This is a genomic window from Nocardia speluncae NBRC 108251, from assembly GCF_001613245.1.
GTDB lineage: Bacteria > Actinomycetota > Actinomycetes > Mycobacteriales > Mycobacteriaceae > Nocardia > Nocardia speluncae.
On record NZ_BDBZ01000034.1, the window covers coordinates 28,782 to 44,627 of the forward strand.

The following is a 15,846-nucleotide window of genomic DNA, read 5'->3' on the forward strand; positions in this document are numbered from 1 at the left end:
CCCTGTACTCTGGACTCCCGCAGGGCCTTCGTAAGCGGTTCGCAACATCGATCCTGCCAAGGTTTGGACTTTGCATCCGTTCCCTCGAACACAGAAGCTTGCGACCGAGACCCAGTGAACCATGTCTTTGGGAAATTCAACAGCGGAGTTACCGACAATTTGCAAAAAAATTGATCTCGCGAATGCGGCTATAAGGGATAGCCCGGTGGAATCTGAACTTCCGGTATGTTTGCCTAGCGATAACCAGCGAGCGGACCGCGTACCCAGCTGTGACCCAGATCGCTATTGGGTATCGAATCCGCAGGCAACGAGCAGCGGACGCCGACGTTTCACATCATTCGGACGCGCAGAAGGTTCGGCGACATGACGCACGAGGTCCGATCCGACGCCGGCTACGGGCGATCGTTGCTGAATCGTGTCCTGCGTGGGGGCGAGGATACCGATTCGCGGCTGACGCATATCGCGGAGGCCCCCGGCCACGCGGCCCGGACGGCCGAATGGCCGATCTGGGCGGCGCCTGCGGTTGTCGACGCGCTCCGCGAGGAAGGTATCGCAACACCGTGGAGTCATCAGGCCGCCACCGCCGAGCTCGCCCACGACGGGCGGAACGTGGTCGTATCCACCGGGACCGCCTCGGGTAAATCGCTGGGCTACCACCTCCCGGTGCTCACCGCCTTACACGACGACCCGCGCGCCACGGCGCTGTATATCGCGCCGACCAAAGCACTCGGCGCCGACCAGTTGCGAATGGTCGGTGAACTCACCCGGCACAAAGCACTACGCCACATCCCGGTGGCCGCCTATGACGGCGATACACCGACGGAAATCCGTCAATTGGTACGGGAGGAAGCACGGTGGGTGTTCACCAATCCCGACATGATGCACCTCGGGCTACTGCGCTCCCACCAGCGCTGGGCGCGGCTGCTGCGCCGGCTGCGCTATGTGGTTGTCGACGAATGCCACGCCTACCGGGGAATCTTCGGCTCCCACGTGGCACTGATACTGCGGCGCCTGCGCCGATTGGCTGTCCACTACGGCGCCGACCCGGTGTTCGTACTCTGCTCCGCGACTGCCGCCGATCCGGCCGCCGCCGCATCGCGGCTGATCGGCTCGGACTGTGCCGCAGTGACCGAGGACGGGTCGCCGAGAGGGGCGCGGACCATCGCGTTCTGGGAGCCTCCGCTACTCACCTCGATACAGGGCGAGAACGGCGCCCCTGTACGACTGGGCGCCACTACCGAGGCCGCCCGGATCACCGCCGACCTGGTGCTCGAAGGGGCCCGCACCCTGACCTTCGCGCGGTCTCGGCGGGCCGCGGAGCTGATCGCTCTGCACACCCGGCAGCTGCTGACGGAAACCGCCCCTGAACTGGCCGACCGGATCGCCGCCTACCGGGGCGGCTACCTGCCCGAAGACCGCCGGGCACTCGAAGCGGGGCTCGCAGACGGATCGCTACTCGCCGCGGCAACCACCAACGCTCTGGAACTCGGCGTAGACATCGCAGGCCTGGACGCAGTGGTCCTCGCCGGTTTCCCCGGCACCGTGGCCTCGTTCCGCCAGCAAATCGGACGCGCCGGACGGCGGACCCAGGGCGCGCTGGCGGTGCTGGTGGCTCGCGACGACCCGCTGGACACCTTCCTCGTCCACCACCCGGAAGCCCTGCTGGACCGCCCGGTAGAGGCCACGATCATCGATCCCGCCAACCCCTATGTACTCGGTCCGCAACTGCTGTGCGCGGCCATGGAACTACCTCTCGACGATGCCGAGGTCCAGCGCCTCGCCGACCACCGGATAGTGGCCGAACTCGCAGGCAGGGGGCTGATTCGCCGGCGACGGTCGAACGGCGGCCACCACTGGTTCTATACCGCTGCCGAACCACCCCACGATTCGGTCGATGTCCGCGGCGGTATCGGCAGCCCGGTAGCGATCGTGGTCGGCGAGACCGGGCGGTTCCTCGGCACGACGGACGCGGCCCGCGCGCCGGCGACCCTCCACCAGGGAGCGGTACATCTGCACCAAGGCGAGACCTACGTGGTCGACGAACTCGACCTCGACGGGAATGTAGCATTCGTACGCGAAGAGACACCGGGCTGGACCACCAGCGCCCGGCAGATCACTTCCCTCAGCATTGATTCGATCCGGGAAAGCCGCGTGTTCGGGCAGGTCACAGCTGCACTGGCAACGGTCACGGTGCACAGCCAGGTCATCGGTTACCTGCGTACCGCGGTCACCGGCGAGGTACTCGATATGGTCGAGCTCGACCTGCCGCCGCAGCAGCTGCCCACTACCGCGGTGCTCTTCACGGTTACCTCCGACCTACTGGCACGCGCCGGGATCGCGACTGCCGATGTGCCCGGCTCATTACACGCCGCCGAACACGCGGCGATCGGACTGTTGCCGCTGGTCGCGACCTGTGACCGCTGGGATATCGGCGGTGTGTCCACCGCCGAGCATCCCGACACCGGCCTCCCCACGGTGTTCGTCTACGACGGGCAGGCCGGTGGCGCCGGTTTTGCCGAACGCGGCTACGCCCTGCTGCGGCAGTGGCTGGGGGCCACGCTGGCCGCCGTGGAGTCGTGTTCGTGTCGCACCGGCTGCCCGTCGTGTGTGCAGTCACCCAAATGCGGAAACGGGAACGACCCACTCGACAAGGCCGGTGCAATCAGGTTGTTGACGGCGATTCTGGCCGAGCCGGGCGAGCCTGGTCGCCCGTCCGGTCTTGCATGACCGGTACACACTGGTCAGTACGCTCACTCCTCCTGGCGATACCGCCAACCTGCCCATCCCTCGCCCGATTTAACAGGAACATGATCATGTTAACTGAATTGTTGCCCCGTAACGGATCGGTAGCTGTCGACAATGCAACCGAATCAATTCAATAACAAACTCCTATTTCAGGTAGCGAGCCATTAATTGCCCTACCTAACCGAATGCGGTATTCGTCGTTAACAAATTCCCGCGAAAGCCGATCACTCACCTTCTTCCACCGGGCCCGCTCGTGCAATCGCTCGTATACTCTGCGACCCGAACGGACCCGACGGTACTTTTTCTTCGACCTCGATCAGCACGTCCCATCCAGCAACCTCGCACCGGACAACTCTCGCCTTCATGCGCCGGCCGAGCGCTTCGGCAGCGGCACATCCCGCATCGGCACCTGCGGGTAGTTCCGCGGCGGCGGCCAGCGCCGCGAGATCGGCCGCCGCCTGCGCCCGGTGCCGGGCCGCGATCACTCCGCCCACATGCGTGACGAGCACGGTGAGCGCGAGCAGCGCGGCCAGGGCGAGGCACGCGGTCACCGTCGCCGACCCATCGTCCTCAGAAAGGTTCACAGGCCTCGGGCGGCCGGTCATATGCGCACCGGGGCCACAGTCCGTCGCGACGTCCGGGTTCCGGCTCGACCGACTCCGGAATCGCACCGCCGTGGGTCCCGTATTCATATGCCCTCCCCCGGTTCCCACGCGGCCACCGCCTCGGCACGCAGCTCGAGCGCGGGTAACAGCGGGACATCTGCGGTGACCACCGCCACCACCCGATCGGCCTCGTAGCGCACGGAGATATCCGCACCGTCCGGCGCGACCTGCCGTGCCGTGGGCTCGGCGGCCGCCCGGTCGCCTCGTGCGGCGAGCCGGGCAGCCTCCCGGGCGGCATCGACACAGCGCACCTGGGTGACAGCGGCAAAAACCGCACCCACGCACAATGCCACCGCGGCGGCCAGAGCGCCTAGTGCGATCGCCGCCTCGACAGTCACCGAACCGGTGTCGTCTCGTAGCGTCCCCCGGGCCCGCACCGTCTCAGGAGCGTTCGGGCCGGACCTCCGGTACGGTCCGGTCTGCTGGCTAGACACTTGTGTTCAAAGCCTTTTCGATGATCCCGGTCAGCGCGTCGGGGATACTCTCGCCGGTAACCACCGTGTACAGGACGGCGCCGAACGCCGCCGCAGCGATCGTGCCGATTGCATATTCCACGGTGCTCATCCCCTCGTCCGCAACGGCGGCATGCAGGAGACGGGCATTGACCCCGCCGCCGGCCGCGCTCAACCGCCGCACCGGCCCGCATTCGCTCACTTTCCGCATCTGTATCCCCTTCTCGACTCCGTACGGCCGATCCGTACGCAGGTACCTCTCGGTGTCCGGCGGCGCGCTCACAGCAGCGCACCGCCCAGCACCCGGCCTGCCAGCCCCACGATCACCGGGACGATGCCCAGGCAGACGAACGCCGGCAGGAAGCACAGGCCCAGCGGGCCGCCGATCAACACTCCGGCACGCTCGGCCCGCGCGGTCGCCGCCTCCTCGACCAGGGCCCGGTGTTCTTCTGCCAACTCGCCCACCGCCGTCGCCAGCGAAGACCCGGAGCGAGCAGACCGGCGTGCCAGCCGTGCCAAAGCTTCGAACTCGGGTGCCGCCGCGGCTTCCGACCCGGCGGGCGCCCAGGCGGTGGCCGGGTCCGCACCCATGGCGAGCAGGTCGGCTGCATGCTGTAGCGGTTCCGCCAGACGGGCGGGGCAGGTGGGCACCACGGCGCGGACCGCGCCATCGGTCGGCAAACCGGCACGTAAACACGCCGCCAGCAGATCGAAGAGGGTCGCAGTCGCTACCGGGTCCACCGGGCCGCGCGTTCCGGGCGCGGCCGCCCGCCCCCCGACCGGGCCGGCACAAAGCCGCGCGATCACCGGCACACGGGACGGAACCAGCAGCAATGCTGCGGCCAGCAGCAGGCAGGGCCACTCCGGACCAGCTGTCATCAGCAGCGCCCATGCATCACGACCGGCCGGCCGCCGGAATATCGGCCGGGCCTGGAGCGATATCGAAACCCTCGGTTCGGGAGACGATCACGACAGGCGGCCGGGCTCATCGCGATACCACCCGGCGGGTTATTTCATCGGCCCACAGCAATCCCGCACAGGCCAGGCCCGCGCCGAGTGGCAGGAGATAGGTGCCGATCCCGGAGATAAGGAGAACGCGCAGCGGATCGGCCCCCATCAGCTGTCCCAAACCGATGCCCAACACCGGAAGTACTGCCAGGATGGCGGCCGTGGCCCGGGCTCCGGCCAATGCGGCTTCCGTCCGGCTGCGGAATTTGGCCCGAGCCGCCAGATCGGTGCGAGCCGCGGACAGCAGTTCGGCCAGAGCGAGGCCGTGGCGTTCGGCAACCCGCCAAGCATCCGCGACCCGGGCCAGTTCGGTGGCGATCACCGTTCCCGGACCGAGTATTCCGTCGGCCCCGGATCCGCCCAACCGGCTACGAGCAGCGCCGACCGCGAACGCCTGTGCCGCGATTCCCGAGGTTTCGCGGGCGGCTACGGCGGCGGCGACGCTGGGATGCGCGCCCACGTGCAGTTCCGCGATCACCGCCGCCAAGCCGTCGAGCAGGTATCCGCATTCGGTACGGTGCCGCGCGGACCGGCGGGCCCGGCGCACCCGAACCGCTACGGTCGCCCCGACGAGGACCGCGGTGACAAGTGCCCCACTTCCCAGACTCAGCGCCACCGCGCCGCCCACACCGACAATGCAGTGGAGAGATCGGTGCACGGGTATTCGGCGCCTCCGCTGCGAACGCAGGACGCGCGGATATCGCCGACGAGCAGCCGCTGCCGGGAGGATGAGCAGGCCCAGCGCAACACAGCCGAGAGCCGCGATCGCCGGTCCGGCCGGTTCTCCGGGAATCATCCGACCAGCCGTTCTTCGAGCAACCCGAACAGCAGCTCGGCTCCGGGGCCTGGACCGCCGGGGCGCCAGGCCGGGCAGATCTCGACCCAGCCGTGGCTGTCTCGCCGCACCACACCGATCTCCCGGAGGGTGCGTGCACCATCGGCACGCCGCTGAACGTGCAGTACGACCTGGACCGCGGCGGCCAGCTGACTGTGCAGAGCGGGGCGATCCATACCGCCCGAACCCGCAAGCGCCTCGAGCCTGGCCGGAACCTCATGCGGTGAGTTGGCATGTACGGTTCCCGCACCCCCGTCGTGTCCGGTGTTGAGGGCGGTGAGCAGGTCCACGACCTCCGCTCCCCGCACCTCGCCGACCACGATGCGATCCGGCCGCATCCGCAGCGCCTGACGCACCAGGTCGCGCAGCGTGATCTCACCGGCGCCTTCGATATTCGCCGGGCGGGCTACCAGCCGGACCACGTGGGGATGCGGTGGCGCGAGTTCGGCGGCGTCCTCCACGCAGACGATTCGCTCCCCCGCCGAGGCCTCGGCGAGCAACGCCGAAAGCAGCGTAGTTTTCCCGGCGCCCGTACCACCCACGACAAGGAATGCGAGCCGAGCCCGGATGATCTTGCGCAACAGAGTTTTCGCTTCGGCCGAAACCGTCCCTGCCCTGGACAGGGCGTCCAGGCCCTGGGTGGCCGGACGCAGAACGCGCAGCGATAGGCAGGTGCCGCCGAGCGCGACCGGCGACAGCACCGCGTGCAGACGGACACCGAAGTTGGCGCCCAGCACGAGTTCCCGTCCCGGGAGCCGGCCGTCCACCCAGGGTTGTGCGTCGTCGAGCCTGCGGCCCGCCGAGAGCGCCAGCCGCTGGGCCAGGCGTCGCACCGCAGCCTCGTCGGGAAAGGTTATCGAGGTTTTCTCGACCCCGTGCCCACGATCGACCCATACCGCGTCCGGCGCCGTAACCAGGACATCGGCGACCGCCGGATCGTGCAGTAGCGGTTCGAGCACGCCGGCACCGGTGAGTTCGGTCTGCAGCAGCCGCAATGCGCGCAGGAGATCGGTATCGCCCAGCATTCCGCCCGCTTCGGCCCGGATGGCCGCGGCGACCCGCGCCGGTTCGGGTTCGGCGGATTCGCCGGCCAGCCGCCGGCGCACCCGGTCCAGGAGTTCGGCCGTGACGATGGTGTCTTCGGTGCCGGCGCTCATTCCGGTCGCCGTTCGTCCGGTGGGCTCAGTACCGCCAGCACCGCGTCGCAGGCGGTGCGCAGTGGACCACGCGGTAACCGCAGGCCACCGCGTTCGAGGCGGGCGCCGAGGCCGGGCTGTGCGCGTACGGCGGCCAGGAGCGGCAGCTCGAGGACCCTGGCGATTTCGTGACCGCGGAGATTACCCGGGGCCGGGCCGCGGACCACCAGCCCTTGGTTCGGATTCCGGTCTGCGATCCACCGCGCGACGACTTCGGCTGCTGCCACTGCGCGCAACCGGGCGGGTACGACGAGCACCACCAGATCCGAGGCGTCCAGTATCCGGTCTACATGAGGACCTCGTTCGCTCGAGATATCGCAGACGACGAGATCGCCTGCCCCACGGGTTGCTTCGATCACCGCGTGCACGGCAGCGGCGCCGATGGGACTCGCCCGGCCCGCGCCGCGGCCGCATGACAGCACCGACAGGCCCGCGCCGGCGCCGGGGAGGGCGTTGTGCAATTCGGCGGCGGCGACCCGGCCGTCGTCGATGACCAGATCGGGCCAGCGCAGGCCGGGTGTGCCCTCGATGCCGAGCAGCAGATCCAGGCCGCCACCGTGTGGCACGCCGTCGACGAGCACAGTATTCGGCCGGAACCGAGAGATGGCCGATCGCAACGCAACCGCCGCAGCCAAGGTGGACGCCCCCGCACCACCACCTGCTCCGGCCAGGGCGACAACGACTCCGCCGTCGGCATGGCGTTCGCCGTATTCGGCGAACTTCTCGATGAGTGCAACTGCCGCTGTGGGCAATGCGACCACACGTTCGGCACCGATTACCGCTGCGGCCTGCCAATCGCCCAATTCGGGTTCGCCGTCGGTGACGGTGACCACCCCGTTGCGCCGTGGCGGCGCGGCGGCGGCGCATTCCACCGCCGCCCGGGTGTCCAGCACGATGAGTGGTGCGGCCGACCAGACATGCCGGCCGGCCGGTGGGTCGGTTTCCTCGATGCGCCGACCGGCCGCTGCGGCCACCCGGCGGACTTCCTCGCGGAGCCGGTGATCTCGGATAACCACCAGCACAGCGGGTTCGGTGTTCTCCGCGGTGGTCGCTTCGTGGTCCATACGAGCCAGCGTGGCCGACGAAGCCGCGCCGAAAGTGGGCTGCGGTGGCGATTGTGGACAACTCGCGGGCTGTGGACAACTCTACGAGTTCGCGACCGTCCCTTGAATAGAGGACGGCCCCAGCCGGGGGGGGAGGAGGCTGGGGCCGTCAGGGTTCAGCCCCGGGGGGTCGGGCTGAACGCGCCTGGAACATGTCCAGGTGACAGCCATACTACACCCAATCCCTGACGGAAACGCAAGCCCCGTGACAAAGAAGTTCGCCGGTTCGAGCCCGCTATTGCACGCCACGGGAAAGTGCAGGTCAGGACCGCCGCATCCACCCGGCGGCGCCGACACGCCAGGCGTGAATGCCTATCCTGAACCCGTGACGGACTCCGCTGATTCGACACCGCTGACCGGCGATCGCCACGGCACGGGCAGCCGTATCGCCGCATTCTTCGACCTGGACAAGACGGTGATAGCCCGCTCGAGCACCTATGTTTTCAGCAAACCCTTCTTCGCCGAGGGCCTGATCAACCGGCGCGCGGTACTGGAGAGCAGCTATGCCCATTTCATCTTCCTGCTCTCGGGCGCCGACCACGATCAGATGGAGCGGATGCGCGCCAACCTGACGAATATGGTCGCCGGCTGGGACGTCGCCCAGATCCGGTCGATCGTGGCGGAGACCTTGCACGACCTGGTGGATCCGCTGATCTACGCAGAAGCAGTCGATCTGATCGCCGATCACCGGATCCGCGGCCACGATGTGGTGATCGTCTCCGCCTCCGGGGAGGAAGTGGTGGCTCCGATCGCCGAGGCGCTCGGGGCCACGCATACCGCCGCCACCCGGATGGAGGTCGTCGACGGTAAATACACCGGCGCCGTCGATTTCTACTGCTACGGGGAGGGCAAGGTCACCGCCATGGAAAGACTGTCCGCCACAGCGGGTTACGACCTGTCGCGGTGCTACGCATATTCCGATTCGATCACCGATCTACCGATGCTTGCAGCGGTCGGCCACCCGACCGCAGTGAATCCCGACCGGAATCTCCGGCGGGAGGCAACAGCGCGGAGCTGGCCGATCCTCACGTTCTCCGATCCGGTTTCGCTGTGGTCACGGTTTCGCGCACCGTCGAAGACGACAGCTGCCGGTGTCGCGGTCGGCCTGAGCGCGCTGGCCGCCGGCGCGCTCACCTATCGACTCTTACGACGCCGCTGAAAATAGCCAACAACCTGGACTTATAGCATAAGTCTCCGATTGACGGGACCGTTCGGCGAATGTAGGGCGATGTTCAGCGAAGCCTTGATGTGAGGCCGCTCACAGTGTAGAAATGGAGGCACGGAAGGACGGAAGGCCAAGGCGTAGCCGGAAGAGAAGGCTTCGACTCCCGACCCACCCTTCCCAGCATGGACACCAGGTACCCACGCGGAGCTCGCCGCGACAAGGGCAGGAGTGTTGTGGGCCTGCGAAATCCGGTTCGTTGCCGGCGATGGCCTCGCATAGCTGCGGGGATGAGCTGCTGCGGAGCCCGGAGGAACGCCGAGGCCGGAGAACACAACCCATTTCAGCACGCATGGTAACCGGGTATTCCGTGCTCGCGGGCGGTGAGGTCCAAGGACCACGCCGCCCGCTTTGGCGTGCTGGGATCGCCGCGTTCCGAGCCCGAACAGGGCAGGTTCATTCGCGAGATATCGGCACTCAGCCGGCTGCCGCCTCCGCGATCGACATCGCTTCCCGAGCGCCGTCTTCGAGTGCTCCGCAACAGAAAACCACCCAGCCGCCTACACCGGCGGGGGTACCGGCACCGAAACCTGCCGCCGCGTCCAGGTATGCCTGCCGGCGCCGCAACAAGAAAACCTCAGGCACACCGAGCGCGTGCGGATCCAGCCCGCTGGACACAGTCACCAGCCGCGACGCCGCCCGGGCGACCAGTGCGTCGGCAGTCCCGAACGGTTTCAGCGTCATCAGCTCGCCGTGTACCACAGCCGCGGCCACCGGGGCGGGCGCCGAGGTGGCCAGCAGGGTCTGGACCAGGACATCCAAGCGCTCGGCGACACCTCCATGAGCACGTGGCCGGCCCAGTTCACCTTCGTCGTCGACCAGGTCCGCGGCGGCCAGCAGGTGCAGGCGGGCCAGCGCCTGCAGCGGCGCCCGCTCCCAGATCCCGACCAGGTTGCGCAGCGCATCGCCTTCCAGGGCCTGCCCCACGCGCAGTGCGCCGGCCAGGATCGGATCGGCGACTGCGCCGTCGGCGGGGAGTTCGGTATCGCCGCCGTCGAGTGCCGACGAGGATCGCGCGGCGCGCACCGCCGCTTCGGCCGCGGTGGTCGGCCAGCCCCGGCGGTTGGTTTTGTGCCGGTGCACCTCGGCCAACGCGTCCCGGGCCTTGTCGGCGGCGGCCCGGACGCCGGGCAGTTCGGTGAGGGGCGCGAGCGGATCGGTCACGGGGTAGCACGGTACGCGGCGCAGCGGCAGGACGAGCGCGAGACCCGCACGGTTGCCCGGTCACCCCACGAGTAGGTCGCGGCCCGGGATGGCAGCGAGCAGGCTGCGGGTGTACTCCTCGGCGGGCGATTCGAAGATCTGCTCGGTCGGTGCTGCCTCGACGATGCGCCCATGGTGCATCACCAGGACGTCGTCCGCGATCTGGCGGACCACCGCCAGATCGTGTGTGATGAAGAGGTAAGTGAGGTCGAGGTCGCGCTGCAGTCGGTCGAGTAGATCCAGGATATTGGCCTGGACGAGCACATCGAGCGCCGAAACCGCCTCATCGCAGACCAGCAGCTCCGGTTCGAGGGCCAGCGCGCGGGCGATTGCCACCCGCTGGCGCTGCCCGCCGGACAGTTCGTTCGGGTAGCGGGACGCGATACCGGCCGGCAGCGCAACCTGGTCCAGCAGTTCGCGGACCCGGGCGTCACGTTCGGCACGAGTTCCGAGGTTGTGGGTCCACAGTGGTTCGGCGATGCACCGGTGGATCGAGTACATGGGGTCGAGTGAGGCGTAGGGGTTCTGGAAGATCGGCTGCACCCGACGGCGGAACCGGGTCTGTTCGCGGCCCCGCAGCCGCGCAATATCGGTACCGTCGAAAGCCACCGAACCCGAGCTGGGCTCGAGCAGCCCGAGGACAAGCTGAGCGACCGTGGATTTCCCGGAACCCGATTCGCCGACCAGCGCGGTGGTGGTGCCGCGGTCCAAGCGGAACGAAACATTGTCCGCGGCCGTGCTTTCCCGGGAACGCCACGGGGCCGAACCACGCACTCGGTAGCGTTTGGTGAGCCGGTCCGCGACCAGTATCGGTTCCTTGCCACCCGCCCGGCCCCGCGCGGCATCACGGATACGCCCGCCCCGCCGGCCGGCTGCCAGTGAAGGTGCCGAATCGACCAGTTTCCGAGTGTAGGCATGCCGCGGATCCCGGAGCAGGTCCAGCGCGGGGCCCGATTCGACGACGCGGCCCCGATACAGCACGACCAGATGTTCCGCGCGTTCGGCGGCCAAACCCAGATCATGGGTGATGAGCAGCATGGCCGTACCGAATTCGCCCGTGAGACTGTCGATATGGTCGAGCATCCGGCGTTGCACGGTGACGTCCAGCGCCGAAGTGGGTTCGTCGGCGATCAGCAGCGCCGGCCGCGCGGACAATGCCATGGCGATGAGCGCGCGCTGCCGCAGCCCGCCGGACAGTTCGTGCGGGTATTGACCGGCCCGGTGCTCCGGGTCGGGTATCCCGGCGGCGCGCAGCAATTCCACTGTCCGCTCCCGGGCCGCCCGGCCGCGGGCTACACCGTTGGCGGCCAGCGTCTCCCGGATCTGGAATCCGATCGTGTAGACCGGGTCGAGATTCGACATCGGATCCTGCGGTACGAAACCGATCTCGTTGCCGCGCAGGGCCACCAGCCGGGAATCCGGCACGCCGGACAGTTCCGAACCGGCGAAGCGGATACTGCCACCGGTAATGCGGCCGCCGGGCGGCAGCAGGCCGAGGACGGCGTGCGCGGTAGTCGATTTTCCGGAGCCGCTCTCCCCCACGATCGCCACGGTTTCGCCGGGGTAGACACTGAGATCGACGCCGCGCACCGCCTCGACACAGTCGTCGCCGGTCCCGAAGGAGATGTGCAGATCCCGGATCTCCAGCAATGGACGGTCGTCGGTGGCACCGGTCATGATCGCTTCCTGTCTCGGGTCCGCGCATGCGCTGCGCCGTACCGGGATACGCCCGGCTGAATTCGCCGGCACCCGTGACTCACCGTGCCCGCCGTGTTTTCGGATCGATGGCATCGCCCAGGGCGTCGCCGAGCATGATGAAGCTGAGCACCGTCAGCGCCAGCGCGGTGGCCGGATAGAACAGGATCAGCGAACCCCCGCGCAACTGCTGCTGGCCGGTCGCGATATCGGCTCCCCAGGAGACCTCCGTGGGTGGCAGGCCGACGCCCAGGAAAGACAGTGTGGCCTCGGTGACGATGAAAACACCCAGCCAGATGGCGGTCACCACGATGATCGGCCCCACCGAGTTCGGCAGGACATGGCGGACGAGGATACCGAGGCGGGATACGCCCAGGGCCCGGGCGGCCAGAACGTATTCGCTGTTCTTCGCCGCGATCACCGAACCGCGGGCGATACGCGCCGCCTGCGGCCAGGTGAAGCCGGCCAGGGTGACGATCACCAGCCAGATGGTGCGCTCGGTGGAAAGCTGCATCAGAACGATGGCGGCGAGCATGAGCGGGATGGCGTAGACGATCTCCGAAATCCTGGAGACGACCGAATCGAGCAGCCCGCCGTAATAGCCGGCCAACGCCCCCAGCGTGGCCCCGATCAGGACGAACAACGTGGCCGCCCCCACTCCGGTGAGGATGGAGGCCCGAGCTCCGTAGACGGTGCGCGCGTAGATATCGCACCCCTGTAGGTCGAAACCGAACCAATGCGCCGAACTCGGCGGCAGCAGACTGTTGTCCACCAGGCAGTAGCGCGGGTCCTGGCCGGTGAACAGTCCGGGGAATGCCGCCACGACGACCACGAACACGATGAGCGCCGCCGCGATCCAGAACAACGGATTCCGGCGCAGATTCCGCCAGGCCTGACCCCAGAATCCGCGTGGTGCGCCCGCGACCCGGACCCGATCGGTGGCCTCCACGGTCACCGCGTCCGGTTCGGCGACCCAGCGTTGCCGGCCGGGCCGGCGGGGCAGCTCATCCGACATTGCCGCACTCCTGTTCAGGCATAACGGATCCGGGGGTCGAGCACCGCGTACAGCAGGTCCACCACGAGGTTGGCGAGCAAGAACACCACGATCAGCACCGTGACGAACGAGACCACGGTCGGCGCTTCACCCCGAACCACGGCCTGATAGAGAGTGCCGCCGACGCCGGGGATATTGAAGATGCCCTCGGTGACGATCGCGCCGCCCATGAGTGCGCCGAGGTCGGCACCCAGGAAGGTCACCACCGGGATGAGGGAGTTCCGCAAGATGTGGACGGGGACTACGCGGCGCCGGGGCAGGCCCTTGGCCGTCGCCGTGCGCACATAGTCGGCGTCACGATTGTCCGCGACCGCGTTACGGGTCAACCGCAGCACGTAGGCGAACGAAAGCGAACCGAGTACCAGCGCGGGCACCACCAGGCGACCCCAGCTCGCGTCCGCACCGACCGTGACGGGCGCGATCCCCCACTTCACGCCCAGCAGGAATTGTGCGAGGAAACCGAGGACGAAAACGGGGATCGCGATGACCACGAGACTCACCACCAGCATGGCCGAGTCGAACAGCTTGCCCTTACGCAATCCGGCCAGGACACCGAACAGCACCCCGAGCACCGCCTCGAACACCAGAGCCAGAATCGCCAGCCGAATTGTAATCGGAAAAGCGCGCGCCAGTTCGTCTTTCACCGATCGCCCGGAGAACGAGGTGCCCAGGTCGAAGGTGAAGATGCCTTTCAGATAGTAGAAGTACTGCACGAGGAAGGAACGGTCCAGGTGGTACCGCGCGCGCAGTTGCTCTTCCAGGGCAGGCGTGAGGGTGCGGTCCCCGGCCAGCGCCGCCACCGAACCCCCGGAGATCTTGTAGATCAGGAAGTAGACGAGCAGGGTGGCGCCGAAGAACACCGGAACCATCTGCAGCAGACGCCGCACTACGTACCAGGCCATACGCGCTCCTCACGCCTGTGGGGTCCGGGCGTCATATCAACTCGAGGTTCTCGAAATCCGCCATCCCGTTCCAGCCGAAGGTGACACCACGAACCCGGTCGGAGTATCCGGACGAGTTCACATAGTCGAAGATCGGAATGGTGGGCAGGTCGTGCAGGAGAACCGTCTGGGCCCGAGCGATGAGCGCCCACGATTCCGGCTCGGTCGCCGCGGCTTCGGCGGCCGCGACGAGGGCGTCGAATTCGGGGTTGCGGTAGTCGAAATCATTGGTTTCCGAGTGGCTGAGGAACGACGGCTCCAGGAACTGGAGCATGGTCGGATAGTCGCCCTGCCAGCCGGAACGGAATGCCTTACCGACGGTCCCCGAGGTGATCTGGTCACGTAACTGTTTGAACGTCGGATAGGCGGCACCCACCGCTTCGATACCGAGGGTGTTCTTGATACTGTTCGCGACCGCGTCGACCCAGGGCTGATGATCGCCGTCCGCGTTGTACGCGATCTCGAAACGACCGCTCCACGTCGATATCTCGTTCGCCCGCGCCCACAGCCGGCGCGCCTCGTCCGGATCGAATTCGAGAACCTCCGACCCCGGCAGGTCATCGTCGAAACCGGGCAGCACGCTGGAGGTGTAATCCCGGGCCGGTGCGCGGGTACCGCGGAAGATCTTGTCGCCGATGGCCTGGCGGTCGATCGCCCGCGATATCGCATGCCGGCGCAGCCGCCCCTCCTCATCGGCGAAATGCGGGAGTCCGGGCTGCGTACCGATCCACTGGTTCTTCGCGGTCGCCGCGGCGACGGCGCGATCCCCCAGATCCGCGTGGACAACGGTCAGCGCGCTGGTGGGAACCGAATCGAGCACATCCAGATTGCCGGCCAGCAGATCGGCGTAGGCGGCATCGATATCGGAATAGAAGACGAAGGTCAGGCCTTTGTTCCGAGCCGGCCGTCCACCCCGGTACGACTCGTTCGGCACCAGTTCGAGTTTCACATCGTGGCGCCATGCATCCGGACCTGCGAAACGGTAGGGGCCGTTGCCGATCGGGTGCTGCCCGAATGCCTCCATATCCGCGAACGCCGCCTCGGGCAGCGGGTAGTACGGGGCATAGGCCAGGCGAGTCCGGAAATCGATGGTGGGTACCTTCAAATCCACGGTGAAGGTGAGATCGTCGAGCACCCGCAGCCCCGACATGGTCTGTGCCCGCGGTGGATCGGCCTGCACATCCTCGAAACCGACGATCGGCTCGTAGGTATAGCTCTGCAGTTGAGCGTTGGTGACCAGGGCGCCGTAGTTCCAGGCGTCCACAAAGGAATGCGCGGTGACCGGTGAGCCGTCGCTGAACGTCCAACCGGGTTCCAGGCGGACGCGGTAGTGCTGCTGATCGGTGGTCTCGATGGATTCGGCGACCTCGTCGTGCAGGCTGCCGTCGGCGGCGATCCGGCGCAGCCCCGCGAACAACCGGTCGACGATCCGCCCGCCGCCGTTCTCGTTCGTGTTCGACGGCACCAGCGGATTCTGCGGCTCCGAACCGTTGACGGCGATGGAATCACCCAGCGCAGGCGTCACCGTGCAGGCGGGCAGCACCGCCACAGCGGCCAGTACCAGGACCGGACCGATGGCCCGCCACAACCACGACGCTCCCCGCACCCAAACTCCCCGCTCATTCGCTCTGTTCGGTGTCCACCGTGCCGCGAGACCCGGGCCGCTGCGTCTTTCGCGCCCCGCACCGCGGCGCATCCGGCGCGCGCAGAAAGGCGGGACTCGGTCC

General features: G+C 67.6%; 14 protein-coding genes. 2 read left to right on the top strand and 12 right to left on the bottom strand.

Translation table 11 applies throughout. From position 1 onward, the window contains the following. Positions 1–363 precede the first annotated feature (363 nt). Complete coding sequence (locus NS6_RS24575) at positions 364–2,727, top strand: DEAD/DEAH box helicase (RefSeq protein WP_068045997.1); 2,364 nt, start codon at positions 364–366, stop codon at positions 2,725–2,727. Between the two features lie 242 nt (positions 2,728–2,969). Here the strand turns inward: NS6_RS24575 and NS6_RS24580 are convergent, their stop codons facing one another. From NS6_RS24580 to ssd, 7 genes are all read right to left on the bottom strand, one after another. Continuing rightward, complete coding sequence (locus tag NS6_RS24580) at positions 2,970–3,329, bottom strand: Rv3654c family TadE-like protein (protein ID WP_307648376.1); 360 nt, start codon at positions 3,327–3,329, stop codon at positions 2,970–2,972. Between the two features lie 104 nt (positions 3,330–3,433). Further along, positions 3,434–3,748 (bottom strand): TadE family type IV pilus minor pilin, encoded by a 315-nt coding sequence (locus NS6_RS24585; RefSeq protein ID WP_245669490.1) that lies wholly within the window; start codon positions 3,746–3,748, stop codon positions 3,434–3,436. Positions 3,749–3,836: 88 nt separating this feature from the next. Beyond that, positions 3,837–4,073 (bottom strand): DUF4244 domain-containing protein, encoded by a 237-nt coding sequence (locus tag NS6_RS36265; RefSeq protein WP_068046005.1) that lies wholly within the window; start codon positions 4,071–4,073, stop codon positions 3,837–3,839. Between the two features lie 68 nt (positions 4,074–4,141). Next, positions 4,142–4,741 carry a type II secretion system F family protein gene (locus tag NS6_RS24595; RefSeq protein WP_068046013.1) on the bottom strand — a complete coding sequence of 200 codons (600 nt, stop codon included), beginning with the start codon at positions 4,739–4,741 and terminating at the stop codon, positions 4,142–4,144. Positions 4,742–4,847: 106 nt separating this feature from the next. Beyond that, positions 4,848–5,498 (bottom strand): type II secretion system F family protein, encoded by a 651-nt coding sequence (locus NS6_RS24600; protein WP_371859358.1) that lies wholly within the window; start codon positions 5,496–5,498, stop codon positions 4,848–4,850. 164 nt (positions 5,499–5,662) lie between these two features. Then, a complete protein-coding gene (locus NS6_RS24605; protein WP_068046019.1) occupies positions 5,663–6,862 on the bottom strand; it encodes a TadA family conjugal transfer-associated ATPase in 1,200 nt (399 codons plus the stop codon). Then, entirely contained in the window at positions 6,859–7,965 is a 1,107-nt protein-coding gene (gene ssd / locus NS6_RS24610; RefSeq protein ID WP_068046022.1) for a septum site-determining protein Ssd, read from the bottom strand. Before ssd ends, NS6_RS24605 begins: the two co-directional genes overlap by 4 nt. Before the next feature lie 364 nt (positions 7,966–8,329). Between ssd and NS6_RS24615 the strand changes: the two genes are divergently transcribed. Continuing rightward, positions 8,330–9,163, top strand: a complete 834-nt coding sequence (locus NS6_RS24615; protein WP_371859359.1) for an HAD family hydrolase — start codon at positions 8,330–8,332, stop codon at positions 9,161–9,163. A gap of 480 nt (positions 9,164–9,643) precedes the next feature. On the opposite strand, the gene NS6_RS24620 is transcribed toward NS6_RS24615, so the two are convergent. The 5 genes from NS6_RS24620 to NS6_RS24640 all read right to left on the bottom strand — a co-directional run bounded on the left by NS6_RS24620 (position 9,644) and on the right by NS6_RS24640 (position 15,725). After that, the gene (locus NS6_RS24620; RefSeq protein ID WP_068046025.1) at positions 9,644–10,390 is read right to left on the bottom strand and encodes a Fic family protein; all 747 of its coding nucleotides are present in this window, start codon (positions 10,388–10,390) and stop codon (positions 9,644–9,646) included. A gap of 60 nt (positions 10,391–10,450) precedes the next feature. Then, positions 10,451–12,106 carry a dipeptide ABC transporter ATP-binding protein gene (locus NS6_RS24625; protein WP_068046192.1) on the bottom strand — a complete coding sequence of 552 codons (1,656 nt, stop codon included), beginning with the start codon at positions 12,104–12,106 and terminating at the stop codon, positions 10,451–10,453. Between the two features lie 79 nt (positions 12,107–12,185). After that, on the bottom strand, positions 12,186–13,139 hold the full coding sequence (locus tag NS6_RS24630; protein WP_068046028.1) for an ABC transporter permease: 954 nt from the start codon (positions 13,137–13,139) through the stop codon (positions 12,186–12,188). A gap of 14 nt (positions 13,140–13,153) precedes the next feature. Further along, complete coding sequence (locus NS6_RS24635) at positions 13,154–14,080, bottom strand: ABC transporter permease (protein ID WP_068046031.1); 927 nt, start codon at positions 14,078–14,080, stop codon at positions 13,154–13,156. A gap of 31 nt (positions 14,081–14,111) precedes the next feature. Then, a complete protein-coding gene (locus NS6_RS24640; RefSeq protein WP_245669491.1) occupies positions 14,112–15,725 on the bottom strand; it encodes a peptide ABC transporter substrate-binding protein in 1,614 nt (537 codons plus the stop codon). Positions 15,726–15,846 lie beyond the last annotated feature (121 nt).

Coding starts and splice junctions, on each gene's coding strand:
- NS6_RS24575 (WP_068045997.1), top strand. CDS start 364: ATGACGCACGAGGTCCGATCCGACGCCGGCTACGGGCGATCGTTGCTG.
- NS6_RS36265 (WP_068046005.1), bottom strand. CDS start 4,073: ATGCGGAAAGTGAGCGAATGCGGGCCGGTGCGGCGGTTGAGCGCGGCC.
- NS6_RS24595 (WP_068046013.1), bottom strand. CDS start 4,741: ATGACAGCTGGTCCGGAGTGGCCCTGCCTGCTGCTGGCCGCAGCATTG.
- NS6_RS24605 (WP_068046019.1), bottom strand. CDS start 6,862: ATGAGCGCCGGCACCGAAGACACCATCGTCACGGCCGAACTCCTGGAC.
- ssd (WP_068046022.1), bottom strand. CDS start 7,965: ATGGACCACGAAGCGACCACCGCGGAGAACACCGAACCCGCTGTGCTG.
- NS6_RS24625 (WP_068046192.1), bottom strand. CDS start 12,106: ATGACCGGTGCCACCGACGACCGTCCATTGCTGGAGATCCGGGATCTG.
- NS6_RS24630 (WP_068046028.1), bottom strand. CDS start 13,139: ATGTCGGATGAGCTGCCCCGCCGGCCCGGCCGGCAACGCTGGGTCGCC.
- NS6_RS24635 (WP_068046031.1), bottom strand. CDS start 14,080: ATGGCCTGGTACGTAGTGCGGCGTCTGCTGCAGATGGTTCCGGTGTTC.